This window comes from Pseudanabaena minima str. Chao 2107, assembly GCF_051131155.1.
In the GTDB taxonomy this organism is placed as follows: Bacteria; Cyanobacteriota; Cyanobacteriia; order Pseudanabaenales; family Pseudanabaenaceae; genus Pseudanabaena; species Pseudanabaena minima.
Genome location: NZ_CP159508.1, coordinates 4,948,335 through 4,963,757 on the forward strand (window position 1 = coordinate 4,948,335; position 15,423 = coordinate 4,963,757).

Below are 15,423 nucleotides of genomic sequence, written 5' to 3' on the forward strand. Positions count from 1 at the left end.
TATGTTGCATGGCAGATCTAGTTTGATTTGCAAAAATATTTCTATTTCCCGATTAAGATCGCGATGTTGCTAAAAAATTAGTTTTGTAATCACTGGCAAAACTTATATGTGAGGAGATATATCTAGATGAAATTACTGTGGAGACACATGTTTTTTTGCGGTCTGATCGCTATACTTGGTTGTTTGTTGGAAGATCATTCTATTTTAGCTCAATCTACTATACCGCCAAATCTAGTTCCATCAGCGCCTGTCCGGCCAGAAGAATCTCCACGACGACTACCTCCTGTTGACCAACTAATAACACCAAAGAGTCCTCAAGTAGAACCAAATCGAGAAATACCTGACTCAACCAATACTTTTGTTGTGCAGGAGTTTCAAGTAATTGGTAGTACTGTGTTCTCGGCAGATGAGTTAGCAGCGGCTGTCAAACCTTTTACTAATCGTCCTATCAGTTTCAGTGAATTATTGCAAGCAAGGGCGGCGATCGCTGATTTATATATTCGCAACGGATATATCACATCAGGAGCTTTTATCCCTCCCCAAGAGACAAATAGTGGCACTGTTACAATTCAGGTCGTTGAAGGTAAGCTCGAAGAAATTCAGATTACAGGGACAAATCGTGTTAATCCTAGCTATATTCGCTCGCGCCTAGAGATCGCGACGGGCGCTCCTTTAAACCGCGATCGCTTGCTTAGTGCTTTGCAATTATTGCAGCTCGATCCTTTATTCTCGTTTGTTTCTTCAGAACTTAAAGCTGGCTCACAACTAGGAACCAGTATCTTAGCAGTTAAGGTTGATGAGGCAAATTCCTTTAATGTCAGGGCAATCCTTGATAATTATGCGTCTCCTAGTGTTGGGCAGTTATCACGACAGCTTGAAATAAGTGATCGCAATTTACTGGGCTTAGGCGATCGCATTATCGCTACCTATGGCAATACCGATGGGCGAAATCAGTATAACCTCAGCTACACATTGCCACTTAATGCCTATAACGGAACCTTGAGCTTTCTTTTTAGCAATACCAACAGCAATGTGGTCGAATCCGAATTCAAAATTCTCGATATTTATTCCAACTCTACAAATTACGAATTAACTTTTCGCCAACCACTCATCCAAACTCCTGCCCAAGAATTTGCGCTCGGTTTGACCGCATCTCATAGTGACAGCTTTACAACCCTTCTCAAGTTGCCAATTCCTATTTCAGCAGGTTCAGATGATTTCGGTAAAACTAAGCTCTCAGCTTTACGTTTTTTTCAAGACTATACACAGCGTAGTAGTGAGGATGTGATTGCCTTGCGATCGCAGATTAGTCTTGGGCTAGGTGGTTTTCTAAATTCTACGGTTAATCTCAAATCACCAGATAGCAGTTTTGTCGCTTGGCGTGGACAATTGCAATACATTCGAGCTTTAGCCGAAGACACCTTGCTAATTGTGAGTGGCGGACTCCAGTTTGCCGATCGCCCTTTGCCAGCCGCAGAAAAATTTAGTCTAGGAGGCTCTCAAAATGGTCGAGGTTATCGCCAAGATGTTCTAGTTGGTGATAGTGGAATGAATATTTCCTTAGAAGCAAGATTTCCGATTGCCCGTGTTCCAGAATTACAAGGACTGTTGCAACTTGTCCCTTTTATTGATTTAGGAAGTGTGTGGAATAATGATGGTTCTGCTTCTACTAGCAACTGGATACTAGGATCAGGATTGGGGCTACGTTGGCAAATGGGTGATCGGCTTACAGCTAAATTAGATTATGGGTTGCCCCTGATTTCCATAAGGAATAATCGTCAAGACAATAGCATCTATTTTTCACTGTCATACAAACTATTTTAACGTCAGTTCGACGAAAGCGAACAATTGTAAGAATCGCTTAGCGATTCTTACAATTGTTCGCCATTTGCGGCGTGCTTCGCACGCCGCAAATGGCGATATCGAACTCACGTTATTTTAGTTTCAGTTCAGGTTGTTTGATTACTGGGCTTATAGTTCAAAACCAAAAGACTTTTTGAAAATATTGCATCGCAATATTTTCAAAAAGTCTTTTGGTTTTGAGTTATGAAATCTGTAAATCAATATGAGGTTGAATCAATTTACCACCATCCACACAACCATTCATATCCAGCAGGACATCCTCTGCCAGAGTATTCCTCAGATTCTTCGCCCTTTTTCTCACCTTTTTCAACTGTTTCAGCGATCTTTAGTGGGGGATGCTCTGAGATTTGAATAGACTGTACTTCTATGTTCGTAGTGATATTCTTAGGCTGAGAAATTGCTAAAGCCGCAGTGCTGAAAGAGATTAAAGTAGATGCTGCGATCGCAGAAGCTGATAGTAGAGAAGATATTTTCATGATTAACCCCAATAATTTTACGATTTGAATTCAAGAATTCTAATTTAGATTCAGCTTAGTAATTATTCTGATTCCCCACCCCAAACACATAACTATAAAAGCTCAATTTCAATCTCTATTTTCTGATAGATATAGAAGCCAGAAGATTTAGAGAAACTTATTGTAGTAATTAACTATAGAATTAATATATTCCATTTAAAGAGTGATTGTCTATACTGAAAAGTTATAGGAAAGTTATCATATGCTTCATGGCAGATGCCATCAACAACCAGAGTTACTATCTCCAAAAAATTCTAGAAAATCAGCTTCCACTAGCCTTATGGACTTTAGAATATCGCTAGCTTCATGCAAATATCTAGAGATTTTTAGTATATAACAAAGTAAGTTTTACTTAGGACATAAAACCCAAGAATTGAGTGGCGGCGCGAAGCGCCGCCACTCGATTCTTGGGTTTTGGTTTGTGCTAGCTAACTCTTTTTTGCTGTAAATATGGATTAGCAAGGTGGGCAATGCCTACCTTATTATGTTAATTGCAATTCAGAATGTTTGATTACAGATTTCATAACTCAAAACCAAAAGACTTTTTGAAAATATTGCATAGCAATATTTTCAAAAAGTCTTTTGCGGTTCGTTTTGAGTTATGAAATCTGTAAATCAATATGAGGTTGAATCAATTTACCACCATCCACATAACCATTGAAGTGGAGGAGGACATCCCCTGCTAGAGTAGTCATCTGATGCTTCGTCATCTTCCTCTCCTTGTTCAACTTTTTCAGCGATCTTCAGTGGGGGATGTTCTGAGATTTGAATAGACTGTACTTCTATGTTCGTAGTGATATTCTTAGGCTGAGAAATTGCTAAAGCCGCAGTGCTGAAAGCTATTAAAGTAGATGCTGCGATCGCAGAAGCTGATAGTAGAGAAGATATTTTCATGATTAACCCCAGTGATTTTACGATTTAATTGGAAGGAACATAATTTAGAATCAATTTAGTAATTATTTTGATTCGCCCCCCGGCTCGACACATATTTGGAAAATCAGGTTCATTCTTTATTTCTCTAATAGAGATAGAGAACAGTAGAACTGAGAAACTTATTGTAGAACTTGACTATGAAGTTACTATATTCTGTTCAAATAGTTAATGTCTATACTAAAAAGTTATAAGAAAGTTATTAGTAATTGCTAAATCAGAATATTAAAATAAATTAGCCTAAAATGCTCCTGAATGCTCAGAACTATACTAATTTTAATTGTCTAAATCTACTTTTTGTCGCCAAGAGTAGCTCACGAAAAACTCTTGTCTTGCATAACTTAAAATAAAGATTATTGATTTTTATTGGAAAATTATAAGATTTTTTTGTTAGCAGTAAGGCTTGACATCTATGTATTGCTTCGCAATTATTTAGTATTTTTTCAGCATGAGCAATCAAACATTTTGAGTCATCAATCAATCCCTGAGGAGAGTATGTAATCTTGCGGTTACTCATTAGGTTTTTAGCCTCAGCAATCAAGTACTTTGATTTATCCATTAATGCTTGATGCGATGCTGATTGTATGAGCGGCTGATAACTTTCATGTTGTGAATGCAAAAATCCCTTGCTAGTAGAGCGATCCATCATACGTTTAGAAATATCAATATTTACGTTTAGACAAACTTCTACTTTGTTGTAATTTATAATATCTATCTAATTAAACAGTTTAAACGGTTTAATTAGAGGGATTTTTTTAGTTTCAGTTAAGAACCAATCTAGCGAACAGTCCACAAAGAAGATGAATCGCTTAACCACCAAGGAGTTAATGAGTCACCTAGTAATTGAGAACTATCAGAAATAGAAGATGTTTGAGATTTGTTGCTACCAAGAACAACATTCGACTTGGTTAGCTCAGCACCAAACTCAAGCCCTTGGCTGATTTGCTGTTGATCCAAGATTGAGAATCCAGTATTCTGAAAATTTAGAAGAGGATTAGCAGATCCCCAATCGATGAATTGAGCAGCATCAGACATGCCCAAATCCATAGCAGAAGACTCTTCACCAACTAACATCGCACCTTCAGCTTTACCAGTTAGAGCATCGGTAACATCGCTATTTGACCAGTCGGTAGCGTAGCCATCAAAAATCTGTAAAAACTCGATATTATCACCATCAAGGGAATCGAAAATTGCTTCTTCTCCAAAAGCACCCTTAATTCCTTGCCACCAGCCACCTGTGCGGGCAAAGTATGCTTGCCACCAGCCACCAGTACGAGCATAAAGCTCTTGCCACCAGCTACCTGTACGGGCTTCGAGAGATGGATCAGCGATCGTTTTAGGCATGTAGATGTCAGAGTTGTCGAACATCAAAGCCATAGCGTTGTTGATATTTTGCGTTGTCTTTTGACTAGCAATCTGCTTAGCCGCTACTTCTAGCTGAGCATAATTAATGATTTTATTGATACCACCTATGGCAATATCCCAACCGATCGCATCAAAAGCAATCAAATCTAAACCTGTAATTTTGGCGGTCTGACCACGCTGAATTTCTGCGTCCATGATTCCGCCAGTTTGCCAATGACTTGCCTGAAAACCATTGCCACCTCTAGTTTTATCTACGCCACTATCAAAGCGACCAACAAAGGAAATACCATTAGTCCCAAGTCCAAAGTATTGATCACCACCAACGCTTAAGTCGATGTTTGTCTCGAATCCAACCCTACTTTTATTGGAGTAGCGGAAAAGGTCTAGAGTCGAGGCTTGGTTAGCACGCTCCTTGAGCGCTGACTTGTATTCCGAACTACTTAAATTACTAGCGCCAACCCATGGGCGATCGATACTGCTTTGAAAGCCTAAAACATGACCAATTTCATGAATGGCTACACCTATAAAATCTACCGAACCTTTAGGAGTAGTGTTCTGACGGGTGAAGTTATAATCCCAACTCGTATTTGTGCCAGTTAGGTCGCGCATGACAATGTAGCCGTCAAGAACGTTACTGGCTTTAGTATCTATTCCTCTTCCTACTGACCCCACTGATTTGGCATTAGCACTGTTGATACTTAGTTTGGAGCTAGTCTGTTGCAAACTCACAAGTTGATTAGAGTCAATAGCGTCGTATCTTGCTTTAAATGAATTGCCATTAACAGTCTGTGAGCTAACTACTTGCATATCGGTGATAGTAGGATCAGCATCATTTTTAAGGGCATTAGCATAGGTACTAAACGAGTAATCGTTAGTTCTAGCAATAGCACCAGCAATGGTATTACCAGCAAATTCTTTCTGGACATCAACAGCAATATTGATGGTCACGTTGTCAGTCAAGTATGAAGACCAGATTTTGCCAGCCATCTCAAATGCAGCCATCTGAGTCTGGGATACGCCTTGTGCGTAACTAAAATTAAATTGCATTACCTTTCTGCCCCAAAAATTCTTACGTTGGATTCCCCCCAACACCAATCCCTAACAGACAATGGACACACATAAAGCTATATAAATTAGCTGAGTTATATAGATAACTGAGTTAATTTCATAAGTAGGATAACGCACATATACATCTGTTGTCATTACCAAAAAGTTATCAGAAAGTTATAAGTATTTACATTGCTATTGGCGTTCCTAAATCATTTGCTAGAAAGACCAGAAGCTTAATCCCCTCTGTAAATTAAGAACTTTAGCTTTTCACGATTTACTTAGAATTGCTATAGTTTAAAACCAAGGTTCAATCAGTATATGAGGCTTACTTAGATTTTTTGGACTGATGCTTGGTTGATAATTAAGTTTTCGATTGATACATGGCTTTGTAATTAACCATGAGTTTTTCGGCGTGGTTAATCAAAGCTTTTGACTCATTAATTAATTCTTGAGTAGAAAACTTTTTAGGCTCGCGATAGTTTTTATATTGAGGGCAAGGCAAATCTGAACTGGTATAAATTTCTACAGCATTGTCAGAACTATTGAGATTTATATCTGGACTAGTCTCAACCTTGTTGCAATTCATAATACGCATTAGCTTTTTAAAAATATTACAGTCTTAATCAGAACAAACATATCAAGACCATACTTGGTCAGGAATCTCAAATGTTATGAAGTGGGTTTACACTTCACGATGTATAGTCAAAGCTAATTAGCATTACTCTCTTGCTCTAGCGAATTAAAGTTAGCTTCTTCTCAACATTAATTCTCTAAAGACAAATACACATAAAAAATTAGTAAGAACTAACTCTAAAACCCTATGCATAATACTTTGAACTGATTACTAATGTCACTCCTAAAAAGTTATAAGAAAGTTATAAATACAGCGTGTGTAAGTATTGTAGAGATTGAGAACTACTTCTATTTCAATAAAGTTTCAAAAAACTGTAATGTTAGACTTTAATCAGTTTCAAGTCCATTAAGTGAATTCACCAGTTATTCTAATTTGATAAATATCTATAGCAATCCTAAATGGTTTGTGGAAGGACACCCCATCGGGATGTCCTTCCACAAACAAGAAAATCCACAAATGATATAGGACTGCTATATAGCGCTTTTCAAGCAGGCGAGGTACAAAAGTTTGTTTCCCCGCCGAAGGCGGGGAAACAAACCCGTATATAAACGCTATATGGGGGAAATAAGTATATCTTTCTCAAAATTATGCAACATAAGACATTTATTGGTAATCTTGCGTTAACTTAAAGCAACATAAGTTCGGCAAAATCTCCAGAAACATCGATCGCGAATTCGCGTTACCTATTATTTTTATGGATGCTTTCAATCCAATACCTCCAGAATGGGTCGAAAAAGCTACACATGCTCATAGCTTTTGTTGTCCTAAATGTGGTCAACCACCAAGTAAAGCTGAAGCTGTGTGGATTAACCGCCGATCGCCTGTTTATACTGAAAACCATCAACGTAAATGGCAAGAGTTTTATAAATGTGAATGTCAAGCAGTTTGGTGGGCTTGGAGTAACGATCGTCCACCTTCAGAATTTAGCGATCGCGCTATTCGGAACACCTATGACGACGATTTAATCTGAGCCAATGAAATCTCAAGTTGTCCTAGTGCTAGCTTTATCTTTTGTGGCAGGAGCCTATGCCAGCTTTTTACCAGATTGGACAGGTTTTTATACGGTTTTTGGGCTTGGATTTGCCTTATCGTTGGTGGTTCCTGTCATTTGGCGTTTGGGCCCCAAGCGTTGGGTCTATCTATTAGCCACCTTGTTAGCTTGTTGTGCTTGTTTTTATATAAAAATTCGCACTCCCCAACCCCAAACTGACGATATTTCTAAATATGCGCCGTTGTCCAATGCGATCGTGCGCGGACAGGTAATCGAAGCGCCCAGTTTGACGCGCAGCGAGAGGGCAAAGTTTCTGTTAGAGGTGAAGGAGATTAATACCTCTGGGAAACTCGACCTTAAAGAACTTACGCAGAACCCTGCGGCAAATCCCAATAGTCCCGAAGTTAAGCCCGATGAGGCTAATAAATTTGTAGCGGCTTCTGGAAAATTGTATGTGACAGTGCCATTGATTGAGGTGACAGGTTTACGCTCAGGACAAGCCGTTGAGCTTTCAGGAAGATTGTACTTGCCTAATCGTGCTGATAATTTTGGTGCATTTGATTTCAAGTCCTATTTAGCGCGTCAGGGTGTATTTGCGGGAATGAGTGGGCGATCGCTAGTAGAGCAAGGTGATGCTCCAAGCTTTGGCGAATGGTGGTTTGTGAGTCGGATTGTCCGCGCCCATGTGATGGGTGCAGGTGTGCCAGAGGGTTCATTGCTTAGCTCGTTGGTGTTGGGTAATCGAGCTGTGGATTTGCCGAGTGATCTTAAAGATGCTTTTATTCAAGCAGGTTTAGCGGCTGTATTAGCGGCTTCGGGATTTCAAGTGACATTGATACTAGGTGCAGCGATCGCCTTAACGCGCAATAAATCTCTCAAACTGCAATTTCTGATCGGTAGCCTCTGCTTGGCAGGATATTTACTGTTGACGGGTGCGAGTCCATCGATTTTGCGAGCCGTGGTGATGGGTTTTGGTAGTTTGATTGGTTTAGTGGTGCAACGCCGTAGCCGACCTGTAATTGGTCTAATTGTTACGGCAGTCTTGTTATTGCTTTATCAACCACTTTGGATTTGGGATTTAGGTTTTCAGTTTAGTTTTCTGGCTACATTCGGACTACTGACTACCTCACGTTCAATTTCCGAGCGTTTAGAATGGCTGCCACCTGCGATCGCCGAATTAATATCTGTACCAATCGCCGCTTATATCTGGACATTACCTTTACAACTATTGATCTTTGGTAAGCTCTCTCCCTATAGCCTGCTTGCCAATGTTTTGACAACACCGCTAGTGTCTATATCCACCTATGGCGGACTCATTAGCGGATTCTTAGGAATTATTTTTGTGCCAATTGGGGCTGCGATCGCTTGGTTGCTCTACCCATTACTCCATTGGATGATTGATCTAGCTCAATGGCTGAATACTTTACCTAATGCAAGTACTAGTGTTGGAGCGATCGCTCTCTGGCAAATGTTAATTGCCTATGCATTATTCATCGCGATTTGGGTAGTGCCTTGGTTTGGCAAAATGCAGCGTTGGACGATCGCTTTTGTTTTAGCTTGCGTAGTCCTATTTGTTCCCAATGCGATCGCTCAGGCTAATGCCTTTCAAGTGACATTACCAGCATTTAATGATGTGCCAATTATGTTGATTAAAAATCAAAGCCAAACAGTGTTAATTAACACTGGTGATCAACAATTTGCCAGCTTTACATTGCAACCCTTTTTACAGAAGTTAGGTGTTAATCGCATTGATTGGGCAATATCTACCGGTACGCAGCCCGATGTTAGCGATGGATGGAGTACTTTGATGTCTGGTTCCGTAGCGATTGCCCAGTTCCGTGATATCAGTCTTGGCGTTACCCCCAAAACTTATCAAAATCTTCAACAAGCTCTTGCCAATGCAAAAACTCCCCTAGCTTCCCTTAAGGTTGGGGAAACGCTGACGATTAACAATCAAGTGGATATTCAACTACTCAACCAATCGCCTGATGTGCTTAAAATCAAGACGGGTGAGCTGTCTTGGTTACTACTACCAAATGCTGATTCCAAATCTCAACAGGCGATCACCGCCAAAAAAGAGCTACTTCCTAAACTATCGGCAAATATTCTCTGGTGGACTGGTGGTCAAATTGAGCCAGCTATTTTGCAATCAATCAATCCTAAAATCGCGATCGCTTCAGCAACAAGTGTTGTGGAAGCGATGGTCAATCAACTCTATGAAGCTAAAATTAGAGTGTTTTGGACGGGTCGTGATGGCGCAATTCAGTGGACTCCTGATAAAGACTTTCATACCCTCCGCGATCAACAGGACACGCGATCGCCCATCTAAATTGCCGAGCTAAATCACTGTGCATCTAATCAATTTAACTAATCCAAATACATTCCAAATATATGAATAAGCGATCGCTCCTTTTCCCGATTATTCTGGCTAGCCTTACACTTACAACTTTACCTGCGGCAGCTCAATATACAGGGTTAGGTAAAGATAGCCTTGATCCTGCAATTCTCAAGCGCTATGCTCCCCCTGCATTACCACCAACAGTGACAAGACCGATTGAGTCGATCTTAGATGTGCGATCGCCTGGGTTAGGAATGGTGACACCCGACGGTAAACAGATGTTTTTTACATGGGGAATCACAGGCACAGTGCAGGTATGGCGACTAGATGGAGCGCAAAAATTTCCTGTACAAGTAACAGGAGGACAGGATGCTACCACTATTTCAGGCATGACTCCAGATGGAAAATATTTAATCCTGTCACGCGATCGCCAAGGTGAGGAAAATCCGGGATTATATTTGCAATCCACTAAGGGGGGCGAGTTAGAGGAAATTCAGCATTTAGCAGGGGTGCGGACTTCACTGCAATATATCGGTAATGATTCGCGCACAATTTATTTCAGTGCCAATGATATTAAGCCCGACTCGGTTGTAATCTATCGCTACGATTTACAAACTAAGAAGAAGGTGCAAATCTCTGGAGGCGATGGCATTTGGTGGATTGCCGATGTGTTTGTCAATCCAGAAACAGGCGATCGCGAGAAGTTTCTCTTTGCCAAAGCAACGGGTAGTCTATCCCGCGAATATTATGAATATGATGTTAAGACTCGCCAAACTACACCAATGCTTGGGCAGAATGAGCAGGAAGAATATGGCGTTACCTATGGTGTTAGTAAAGATGAATATCTCGTATTAACACCAAAATTTGGTGAATTTCGTCGCCTTTATCGTTACAAAGACAAAAAATTTACGCCAATTACACCAGAACTAAAAGCGGATGTATCGAACTTTGATATTGATGATCAGCGTCAGCGCATTCTTTACTCAATTAATGATAGAGGGTACACACGCCTTAAAGCGATCGCGGCAAATACTTTTGAGGAAATAAAACTACCTGAATTTGCCAATGCCGATCATATCTATACAGGCTCCACCACTCGCAATGGTCGCTTTACAACTATTGGTGTGGAAACTGCCCAATCTCCACGCCTCAGTTATGTTTACGATTGGCAGACGCAGAGGCTCACCCAGTGGGTATTGCCTAGCACGCCCGAAATTGACACCAGCAAATTTGCCAAGGCTAAGCTAGAAAACTACACAACGCGGGATGGCGTATCAATTCCCATGTTTATCTATGGCTCACCGCAATGTGAAAATGCTGCCCAAAAGCCTCTCGAAAAGCCTTGCCCTGTAGTTGTGCATTTTCATGGGGGACCCGAAGGACAGAGTACGGCTGGATTTAATCGGTATGCCCAGTTATTTGTGAATGCAGGATTTGTATTTGTGGAGCCAAATGTGCGGGGTAGTGATGGCTATGGCAAAACTTGGCTGAATGCTGACAATGGTCGCGATCGCCTCAAGGTTATAACCGATATCGAAGATGCAGCAATCTATATTCGCAAAAATTGGCAAATTAACGGCATCACGCCCAAAATCGGCATCGTTGGCGGTAGCTATGGCGGTTATGCCGCTCTGATGGGTATGTCTAAGTTTGCAGGCAGTTATGATGCAGGTGTGTCGAGTGTAGGCATGAGTAATCTGCTCACATTTTTAAACAATACTGCTCCCTATCGTCGCATTTTGAGAATTAGTGAATATGGTGATCCTGTCAAAGATCGCGATGCTCTGATTGAGTTATCACCTGTGACTTATAGCGATCGCATCAAAGCCCCCTTACTCATCATCCAAGGCGCAAACGATCCCCGTGTACCCGTTGGTGAAGCCATCCAAATTCAAAAAATCCTCGAACAGAAAAAAATCCCTTCACAACTAGTCATTTTCCCCGATGAAGGTCACGGCTCCAGCAAGCGCAGCAACCAAGTCCTAGAAATTGGCTATACCCTCGACTTCTTTAAAAAACATCTACAAAACTAGTAAAAAATGATGGGCGATACAAGGTATCGCCCATCATTTTTTAGGCACTGGTCAGCTAATTCGGGATATGAATTTATAACCCAGAATCGTAATTGCTCAACCTATAGAAAACAATGATTTGAGAGGATTCAAAGCGATAAGAATGGACTCAAAAGCAGAAAAGCCTTGTCTTTTTCCAGTATTGACAATGGAACGAACAGCCGCAAATAAGTCACGCCCCCAATCGGAGCGAAAACCATTCGTAACTTTTCTAAAAATGACACTCCAACGTAAAGCCTGTTCGCTAGAGTTATTAGTTGGCGGGATGGTGTGGTCATCCAAAAACAGAAATAAGTTTTCTCGTAATTCTAGATATCGCTTCTGTAATCTAAGTCCATCTTCTTGAGTAGGTAACAGAGCTAAAATATTGTCGAGGTCTCGATACAATCGACATCGATATTGATAACGAGTAGAGTCAGCTAAATCCGACCATCGCCTTCGCAGCACCAAAGCTCGTAGCAGCAGCTTTTTCATCCTGCCAGAGAAAATCTGGTCTCCTGCATCAATTCCATACTGACAATCTCTGAGTTGATGGGCAAGACAAACTTGCCATTCTGTCGCTGGATTGGTCTTTTGGGCGCTAAACAAATCTGATACCCACACCTCTGGTTGATGCTCTGCCATCACTTCGGCGATGACATCTGCGCCTCTAGACGGTCGGATGATATGAAAACATACTTGTTCGTTCTGAAATACCCATTCCCATTGATTTTTACCGTTTACCCTTGCACTGGTTTCGTCACTGCATACTAGACGAGATGTTTTTAGGGCTTGGAGTATTCCTGTCACCTCCGACTCTAGTTGTCCTTTCACCCTTGTTAAGAGATTGGCGATACCTCCTTCTGATATCTCTAAGCCAAATACTTCACTCAGCATTTGCTGCATTCTTCCATAGCTTATACCGTGACTGTATCTCATCGTTGTCACTAGGGCAGCTATTCTTTCTCCAAAGGGACTTCCTACTTCAAGTCCTACGGGTAATGCTGCGATTTGTTCCTGTCCACAATGCTCACACTTGCATCCATACCTTTCGATTCTGGTAACGATGGGCTTGATTGGTGGTATATCGATCTTGTCGTATCGTTCCAGTAATACCTGCATTGATTCAGCGATCTCTTTCCCACATTCTGCACAACTTTTTACAGTTGCTTTGAGCGTTTGGTCTGGATTTTCACTCAGTTGACGACCTCCTCCATCTCTTCCTATACTTCCTGCTCGTTTGCCTTCTGTTTTTCTGGATTATTGATTTCCGCTTTAAATCCTTTGGCTGGTGGCAAACTTGAGTTCTTTGAAGTCTTCTTTGGTTTCTTTTCTAACTGCTTCTGTAGTTTTTGTAGTTCTTCCCATAACTTAACTATCAAGGCTTCTTTTGCCTCGTCTGTTAGTTCTTTTAGGTTGGGTAGTTCTTTCATTTCTTTAATTTATCAGCTTTTGCCCCTTTGTCAATTTTCCTACGTTGAGCTATTACCCAGAATCAATGAGGGTTTTAGTCATTTATAGTGATTGCTCTTCAAATCCATACGAATCAACGGTTTAAAGCTTTATCACGAATTAGCTGACCAGTGCCCATTTTTTATACACAAAATTTTTCGTTCTGTTCAAACAAGGGAACTTCAATTTCATCATAAAAAGCGATCGCTAAGTCTGTCCATCCCCTATCTCCCCTTGGATAAGTTTCAGGTGTACAAACGTATGCCTCTATTCTCAAATCGTTATAATTTCTGTTTAATTTGCTATCAAATAAAGCGATCGTGTTTTTGAGTTGAGCGATCGCTTTTTTCCGATTTTTACGAATTGCTCTTTCTTCTAAGATAGTTGCATTCAATTTAAACTCAACAAAGCAAAAATAATTGTCATCAAATATCACAAAATCGCAGTAAGATTCCCCAAATCCTAAAAGCCCATTTTTGCCATCAATCGGAATAAAAGCAACAGTTTTAGCATCTATGATATTGAATAGTTTTGTGTTATCAAAATCAGATGCTACTGTATCCTTCCCATTTACTTTAATCGTAAAAGTATTATCTTCAATATTGATGCTCAAAACAATAAACGATTGACCTTTATAATCAATTATAGAAAACTTTTCTCTCAACTCTACTTCTAACACATCGTTTAAATTATCAAAGTTATTTGATAATTTATCTCTCATCTCCTCAAACTTGCTCATCTTCTTCTAGAGTTTTTAGTATAAATGCTATACAAAGCATTAAAATCACCACCTAACATCTCAGATACTGCATCTAAATAATTTTGCTTAATAGCACCTGTTTGCGAATTAAAAATAGATTCACAATACTCAGGTTCTTCTTCGATAGAAGAATTGCCTAACGAATAAGCAGAAAATTCATTTGGATTTAGCCAAAATTGTTTTGGTATCATTTCAGCTACTTCAGCCTCAGACGATGGATTTTTGTCTACAACTCGTTGAGCAAATAATAAATTGTTAAATACTGTTAGAACATATGGACTATGGGTAGTAATGATAAGTTGATTATCATCATTTTGATTAACCATCAAAGCCAACAACTCAATTAAACTCTTTTGAGCAACTGGAAATAAATGTGCTTCTGGTTCCTCTAAAATTCTTAATATTTTGGAATGCTTACACATAACAACAATAATATCCTGTAGAATTCTGATTACTTCTTGCTGTCCTGATGAAGCGTTCCGAAGATAAATAGATTCTCGAGAATTAAGTATGATTTTTTCTTCGCCATTCTCATCAATATATTCACCTTTTAAGATCTCAAATACTTTCTTTTTTGCAAGAATATAATTACTGATATCGTATTCCGAAAAAGAGCTTTTCAAATCCTTTAGATATACTTTATTGTTTAAAATTTTGCTAATAAATTCCAACATTAAAATCTCATCAACTGCTGGTGTTTTTAAATGATATTTAAGATCATTATTCCTTTGCAATCTGCTTTTTATACTTGCAAATAGCTCTCTCTCAAACAGTTCAGAATAACTTACGGTAGCACTTCTACCTGCAATCACAAATAGTGAATCAACTTGATAACAGTTATTAAATACTTTATTTAACTCATCTGAAATTATTCGAGCATAAGAAAGCTTATAACCGTGAGAAATCCATTTATCTGTATCAGATGTTGATTGTAGAAACGTTGATTGTAGAAACTTTTTACTTTCACCTATCAGATCTTTAAATTTGTTATCAAAAAAAATTGAGCTAAACTTACATTGTATTTCTTTATCCTGACTAAGACTTAAAACCAATGACTTATCTAATTCAAAGTCAAAATAAAACTTTATTTCAAAATCATCCTTGAAATTTTTAGTTGATCCAAACCAGTTATAAAATTTTTCTTGCAGTACCGAAATAACATCTAGATTCTCATCAAAGTAATCTCTTTCTTGATCTTGATAAATTTGATTAAATACATCATCTCTGAGTGATTTAAAGAAGTAAATGAGTTTAGCAATAGTACTTTTACCACTAGCTTGTTCACCAATTAAAACTAAAACTTTCTTTATTTCGATTTCGGCATATTCGATCGCACCAAAGTTTTTGATAATAATTTTTTGCATATAGTTTAGATACTTGGTTAGGTGATTTGGTCTTAAAACTAGTTATAGCCTATATTTTATGAAATAAAAAAGGAGGTCTTAAACTAATAAGACTCTCCTTTTTTAAAAGT

Annotated in this window: 13 protein-coding genes; 4 read left to right on the plus strand and 9 right to left on the minus strand. The window is 39.3% G+C overall.

The window, feature by feature from the left end; all coding sequences use genetic code 11:
* The first annotated feature begins 126 nt into the window (after nt 1-126).
* Nucleotides 127-1,824 carry a ShlB/FhaC/HecB family hemolysin secretion/activation protein gene (locus ABM313_RS22350; RefSeq protein ID WP_434685327.1) on the plus strand — a complete coding sequence of 566 codons (1,698 nt, stop codon included), beginning with the start codon at nt 127-129 and terminating at the stop codon, nt 1,822-1,824.
* A gap of 257 nt (nt 1,825-2,081) precedes the next feature.
* Here the strand turns inward: ABM313_RS22350 and ABM313_RS22355 are convergent, their stop codons facing one another.
* The 5 genes from ABM313_RS22355 to ABM313_RS22375 all read right to left on the minus strand — a co-directional run bounded on the left by ABM313_RS22355 (nt 2,082) and on the right by ABM313_RS22375 (nt 6,309).
* The gene (locus ABM313_RS22355; protein ID WP_434685328.1) at nt 2,082-2,339 is read right to left on the minus strand and encodes a hypothetical protein; all 258 of its coding nucleotides are present in this window, start codon (nt 2,337-2,339) and stop codon (nt 2,082-2,084) included.
* Between the two features lie 675 nt (nt 2,340-3,014).
* The gene (locus ABM313_RS22360; protein WP_434685329.1) at nt 3,015-3,272 is read right to left on the minus strand and encodes a hypothetical protein; all 258 of its coding nucleotides are present in this window, start codon (nt 3,270-3,272) and stop codon (nt 3,015-3,017) included.
* A gap of 301 nt (nt 3,273-3,573) precedes the next feature.
* Nucleotides 3,574-3,957, minus strand: a complete 384-nt coding sequence (locus ABM313_RS22365; protein WP_434685330.1) for a hypothetical protein — start codon at nt 3,955-3,957, stop codon at nt 3,574-3,576.
* Between the two features lie 128 nt (nt 3,958-4,085).
* The gene (locus ABM313_RS22370; protein ID WP_434685331.1) at nt 4,086-5,720 is read right to left on the minus strand and encodes an NF038122 family metalloprotease; all 1,635 of its coding nucleotides are present in this window, start codon (nt 5,718-5,720) and stop codon (nt 4,086-4,088) included.
* A gap of 364 nt (nt 5,721-6,084) precedes the next feature.
* Nucleotides 6,085-6,309 carry a hypothetical protein gene (locus tag ABM313_RS22375; protein WP_434685332.1) on the minus strand — a complete coding sequence of 75 codons (225 nt, stop codon included), beginning with the start codon at nt 6,307-6,309 and terminating at the stop codon, nt 6,085-6,087.
* Between the two features lie 742 nt (nt 6,310-7,051).
* Between ABM313_RS22375 and ABM313_RS22380 the strand changes: the two genes are divergently transcribed.
* From ABM313_RS22380 to ABM313_RS22390, 3 genes are all read left to right on the plus strand, one after another.
* The gene (locus ABM313_RS22380) at nt 7,052-7,327 is read left to right on the plus strand and encodes a hypothetical protein (protein WP_434685333.1); all 276 of its coding nucleotides are present in this window, start codon (nt 7,052-7,054) and stop codon (nt 7,325-7,327) included.
* Nucleotides 7,328-7,331: 4 nt separating this feature from the next.
* On the plus strand, nt 7,332-9,677 hold the full coding sequence (locus tag ABM313_RS22385) for a ComEC/Rec2 family competence protein (RefSeq protein ID WP_434685335.1): 2,346 nt from the start codon (nt 7,332-7,334) through the stop codon (nt 9,675-9,677).
* A 62-nt stretch (nt 9,678-9,739) separates the two neighbouring features.
* The gene (locus ABM313_RS22390; protein WP_434685336.1) at nt 9,740-11,719 is read left to right on the plus strand and encodes a prolyl oligopeptidase family serine peptidase; all 1,980 of its coding nucleotides are present in this window, start codon (nt 9,740-9,742) and stop codon (nt 11,717-11,719) included.
* 96 nt (nt 11,720-11,815) lie between these two features.
* On the opposite strand, the gene tnpC is transcribed toward ABM313_RS22390, so the two are convergent.
* From tnpC to ABM313_RS22410, 4 genes are all read right to left on the minus strand, one after another.
* The gene (tnpC, locus tag ABM313_RS22395; RefSeq protein WP_434688566.1) at nt 11,816-12,964 is read right to left on the minus strand and encodes an IS66 family transposase; all 1,149 of its coding nucleotides are present in this window, start codon (nt 12,962-12,964) and stop codon (nt 11,816-11,818) included.
* Nucleotides 12,961-13,170 carry a hypothetical protein gene (locus tag ABM313_RS22400; RefSeq protein ID WP_434683819.1) on the minus strand — a complete coding sequence of 70 codons (210 nt, stop codon included), beginning with the start codon at nt 13,168-13,170 and terminating at the stop codon, nt 12,961-12,963. Before ABM313_RS22400 ends, tnpC begins: the two co-directional genes overlap by 4 nt.
* Before the next feature lie 161 nt (nt 13,171-13,331).
* Nucleotides 13,332-13,928, minus strand: a complete 597-nt coding sequence (locus ABM313_RS22405) for a hypothetical protein (protein WP_434685337.1) — start codon at nt 13,926-13,928, stop codon at nt 13,332-13,334.
* Nucleotides 13,925-15,313, minus strand: coding sequence for an AAA family ATPase (locus ABM313_RS22410; protein ID WP_434685338.1), 1,389 nt, complete (start codon nt 15,311-15,313; stop codon nt 13,925-13,927). The genes ABM313_RS22405 and ABM313_RS22410 overlap by 4 nt, the downstream gene beginning before the upstream one ends.
* Between the last annotated feature and the right edge of the window lie 110 nt (nt 15,314-15,423).

Bases quoted from the DNA above. Each gene is read 5' to 3' on its own strand.
- ABM313_RS22350 (WP_434685327.1), top strand. From the start codon at position 127: ATGAAATTACTGTGGAGACACATGTTTTTTTGCGGTCTGATCGCTATA.
- ABM313_RS22355 (WP_434685328.1), bottom strand. From the start codon at position 2,339: ATGAAAATATCTTCTCTACTATCAGCTTCTGCGATCGCAGCATCTACT.
- ABM313_RS22360 (WP_434685329.1), bottom strand. From the start codon at position 3,272: ATGAAAATATCTTCTCTACTATCAGCTTCTGCGATCGCAGCATCTACT.
- ABM313_RS22365 (WP_434685330.1), bottom strand. From the start codon at position 3,957: ATGATGGATCGCTCTACTAGCAAGGGATTTTTGCATTCACAACATGAA.
- ABM313_RS22370 (WP_434685331.1), bottom strand. From the start codon at position 5,720: ATGCAATTTAATTTTAGTTACGCACAAGGCGTATCCCAGACTCAGATG.
- ABM313_RS22375 (WP_434685332.1), bottom strand. From the start codon at position 6,309: ATGAATTGCAACAAGGTTGAGACTAGTCCAGATATAAATCTCAATAGT.
- ABM313_RS22380 (WP_434685333.1), top strand. From the start codon at position 7,052: ATGGATGCTTTCAATCCAATACCTCCAGAATGGGTCGAAAAAGCTACA.
- ABM313_RS22385 (WP_434685335.1), top strand. From the start codon at position 7,332: ATGAAATCTCAAGTTGTCCTAGTGCTAGCTTTATCTTTTGTGGCAGGA.
- ABM313_RS22390 (WP_434685336.1), top strand. From the start codon at position 9,740: ATGAATAAGCGATCGCTCCTTTTCCCGATTATTCTGGCTAGCCTTACA.
- ABM313_RS22400 (WP_434683819.1), bottom strand. From the start codon at position 13,170: ATGAAAGAACTACCCAACCTAAAAGAACTAACAGACGAGGCAAAAGAA.
- ABM313_RS22405 (WP_434685337.1), bottom strand. From the start codon at position 13,928: ATGAGCAAGTTTGAGGAGATGAGAGATAAATTATCAAATAACTTTGAT.
- ABM313_RS22410 (WP_434685338.1), bottom strand. From the start codon at position 15,313: ATGCAAAAAATTATTATCAAAAACTTTGGTGCGATCGAATATGCCGAA.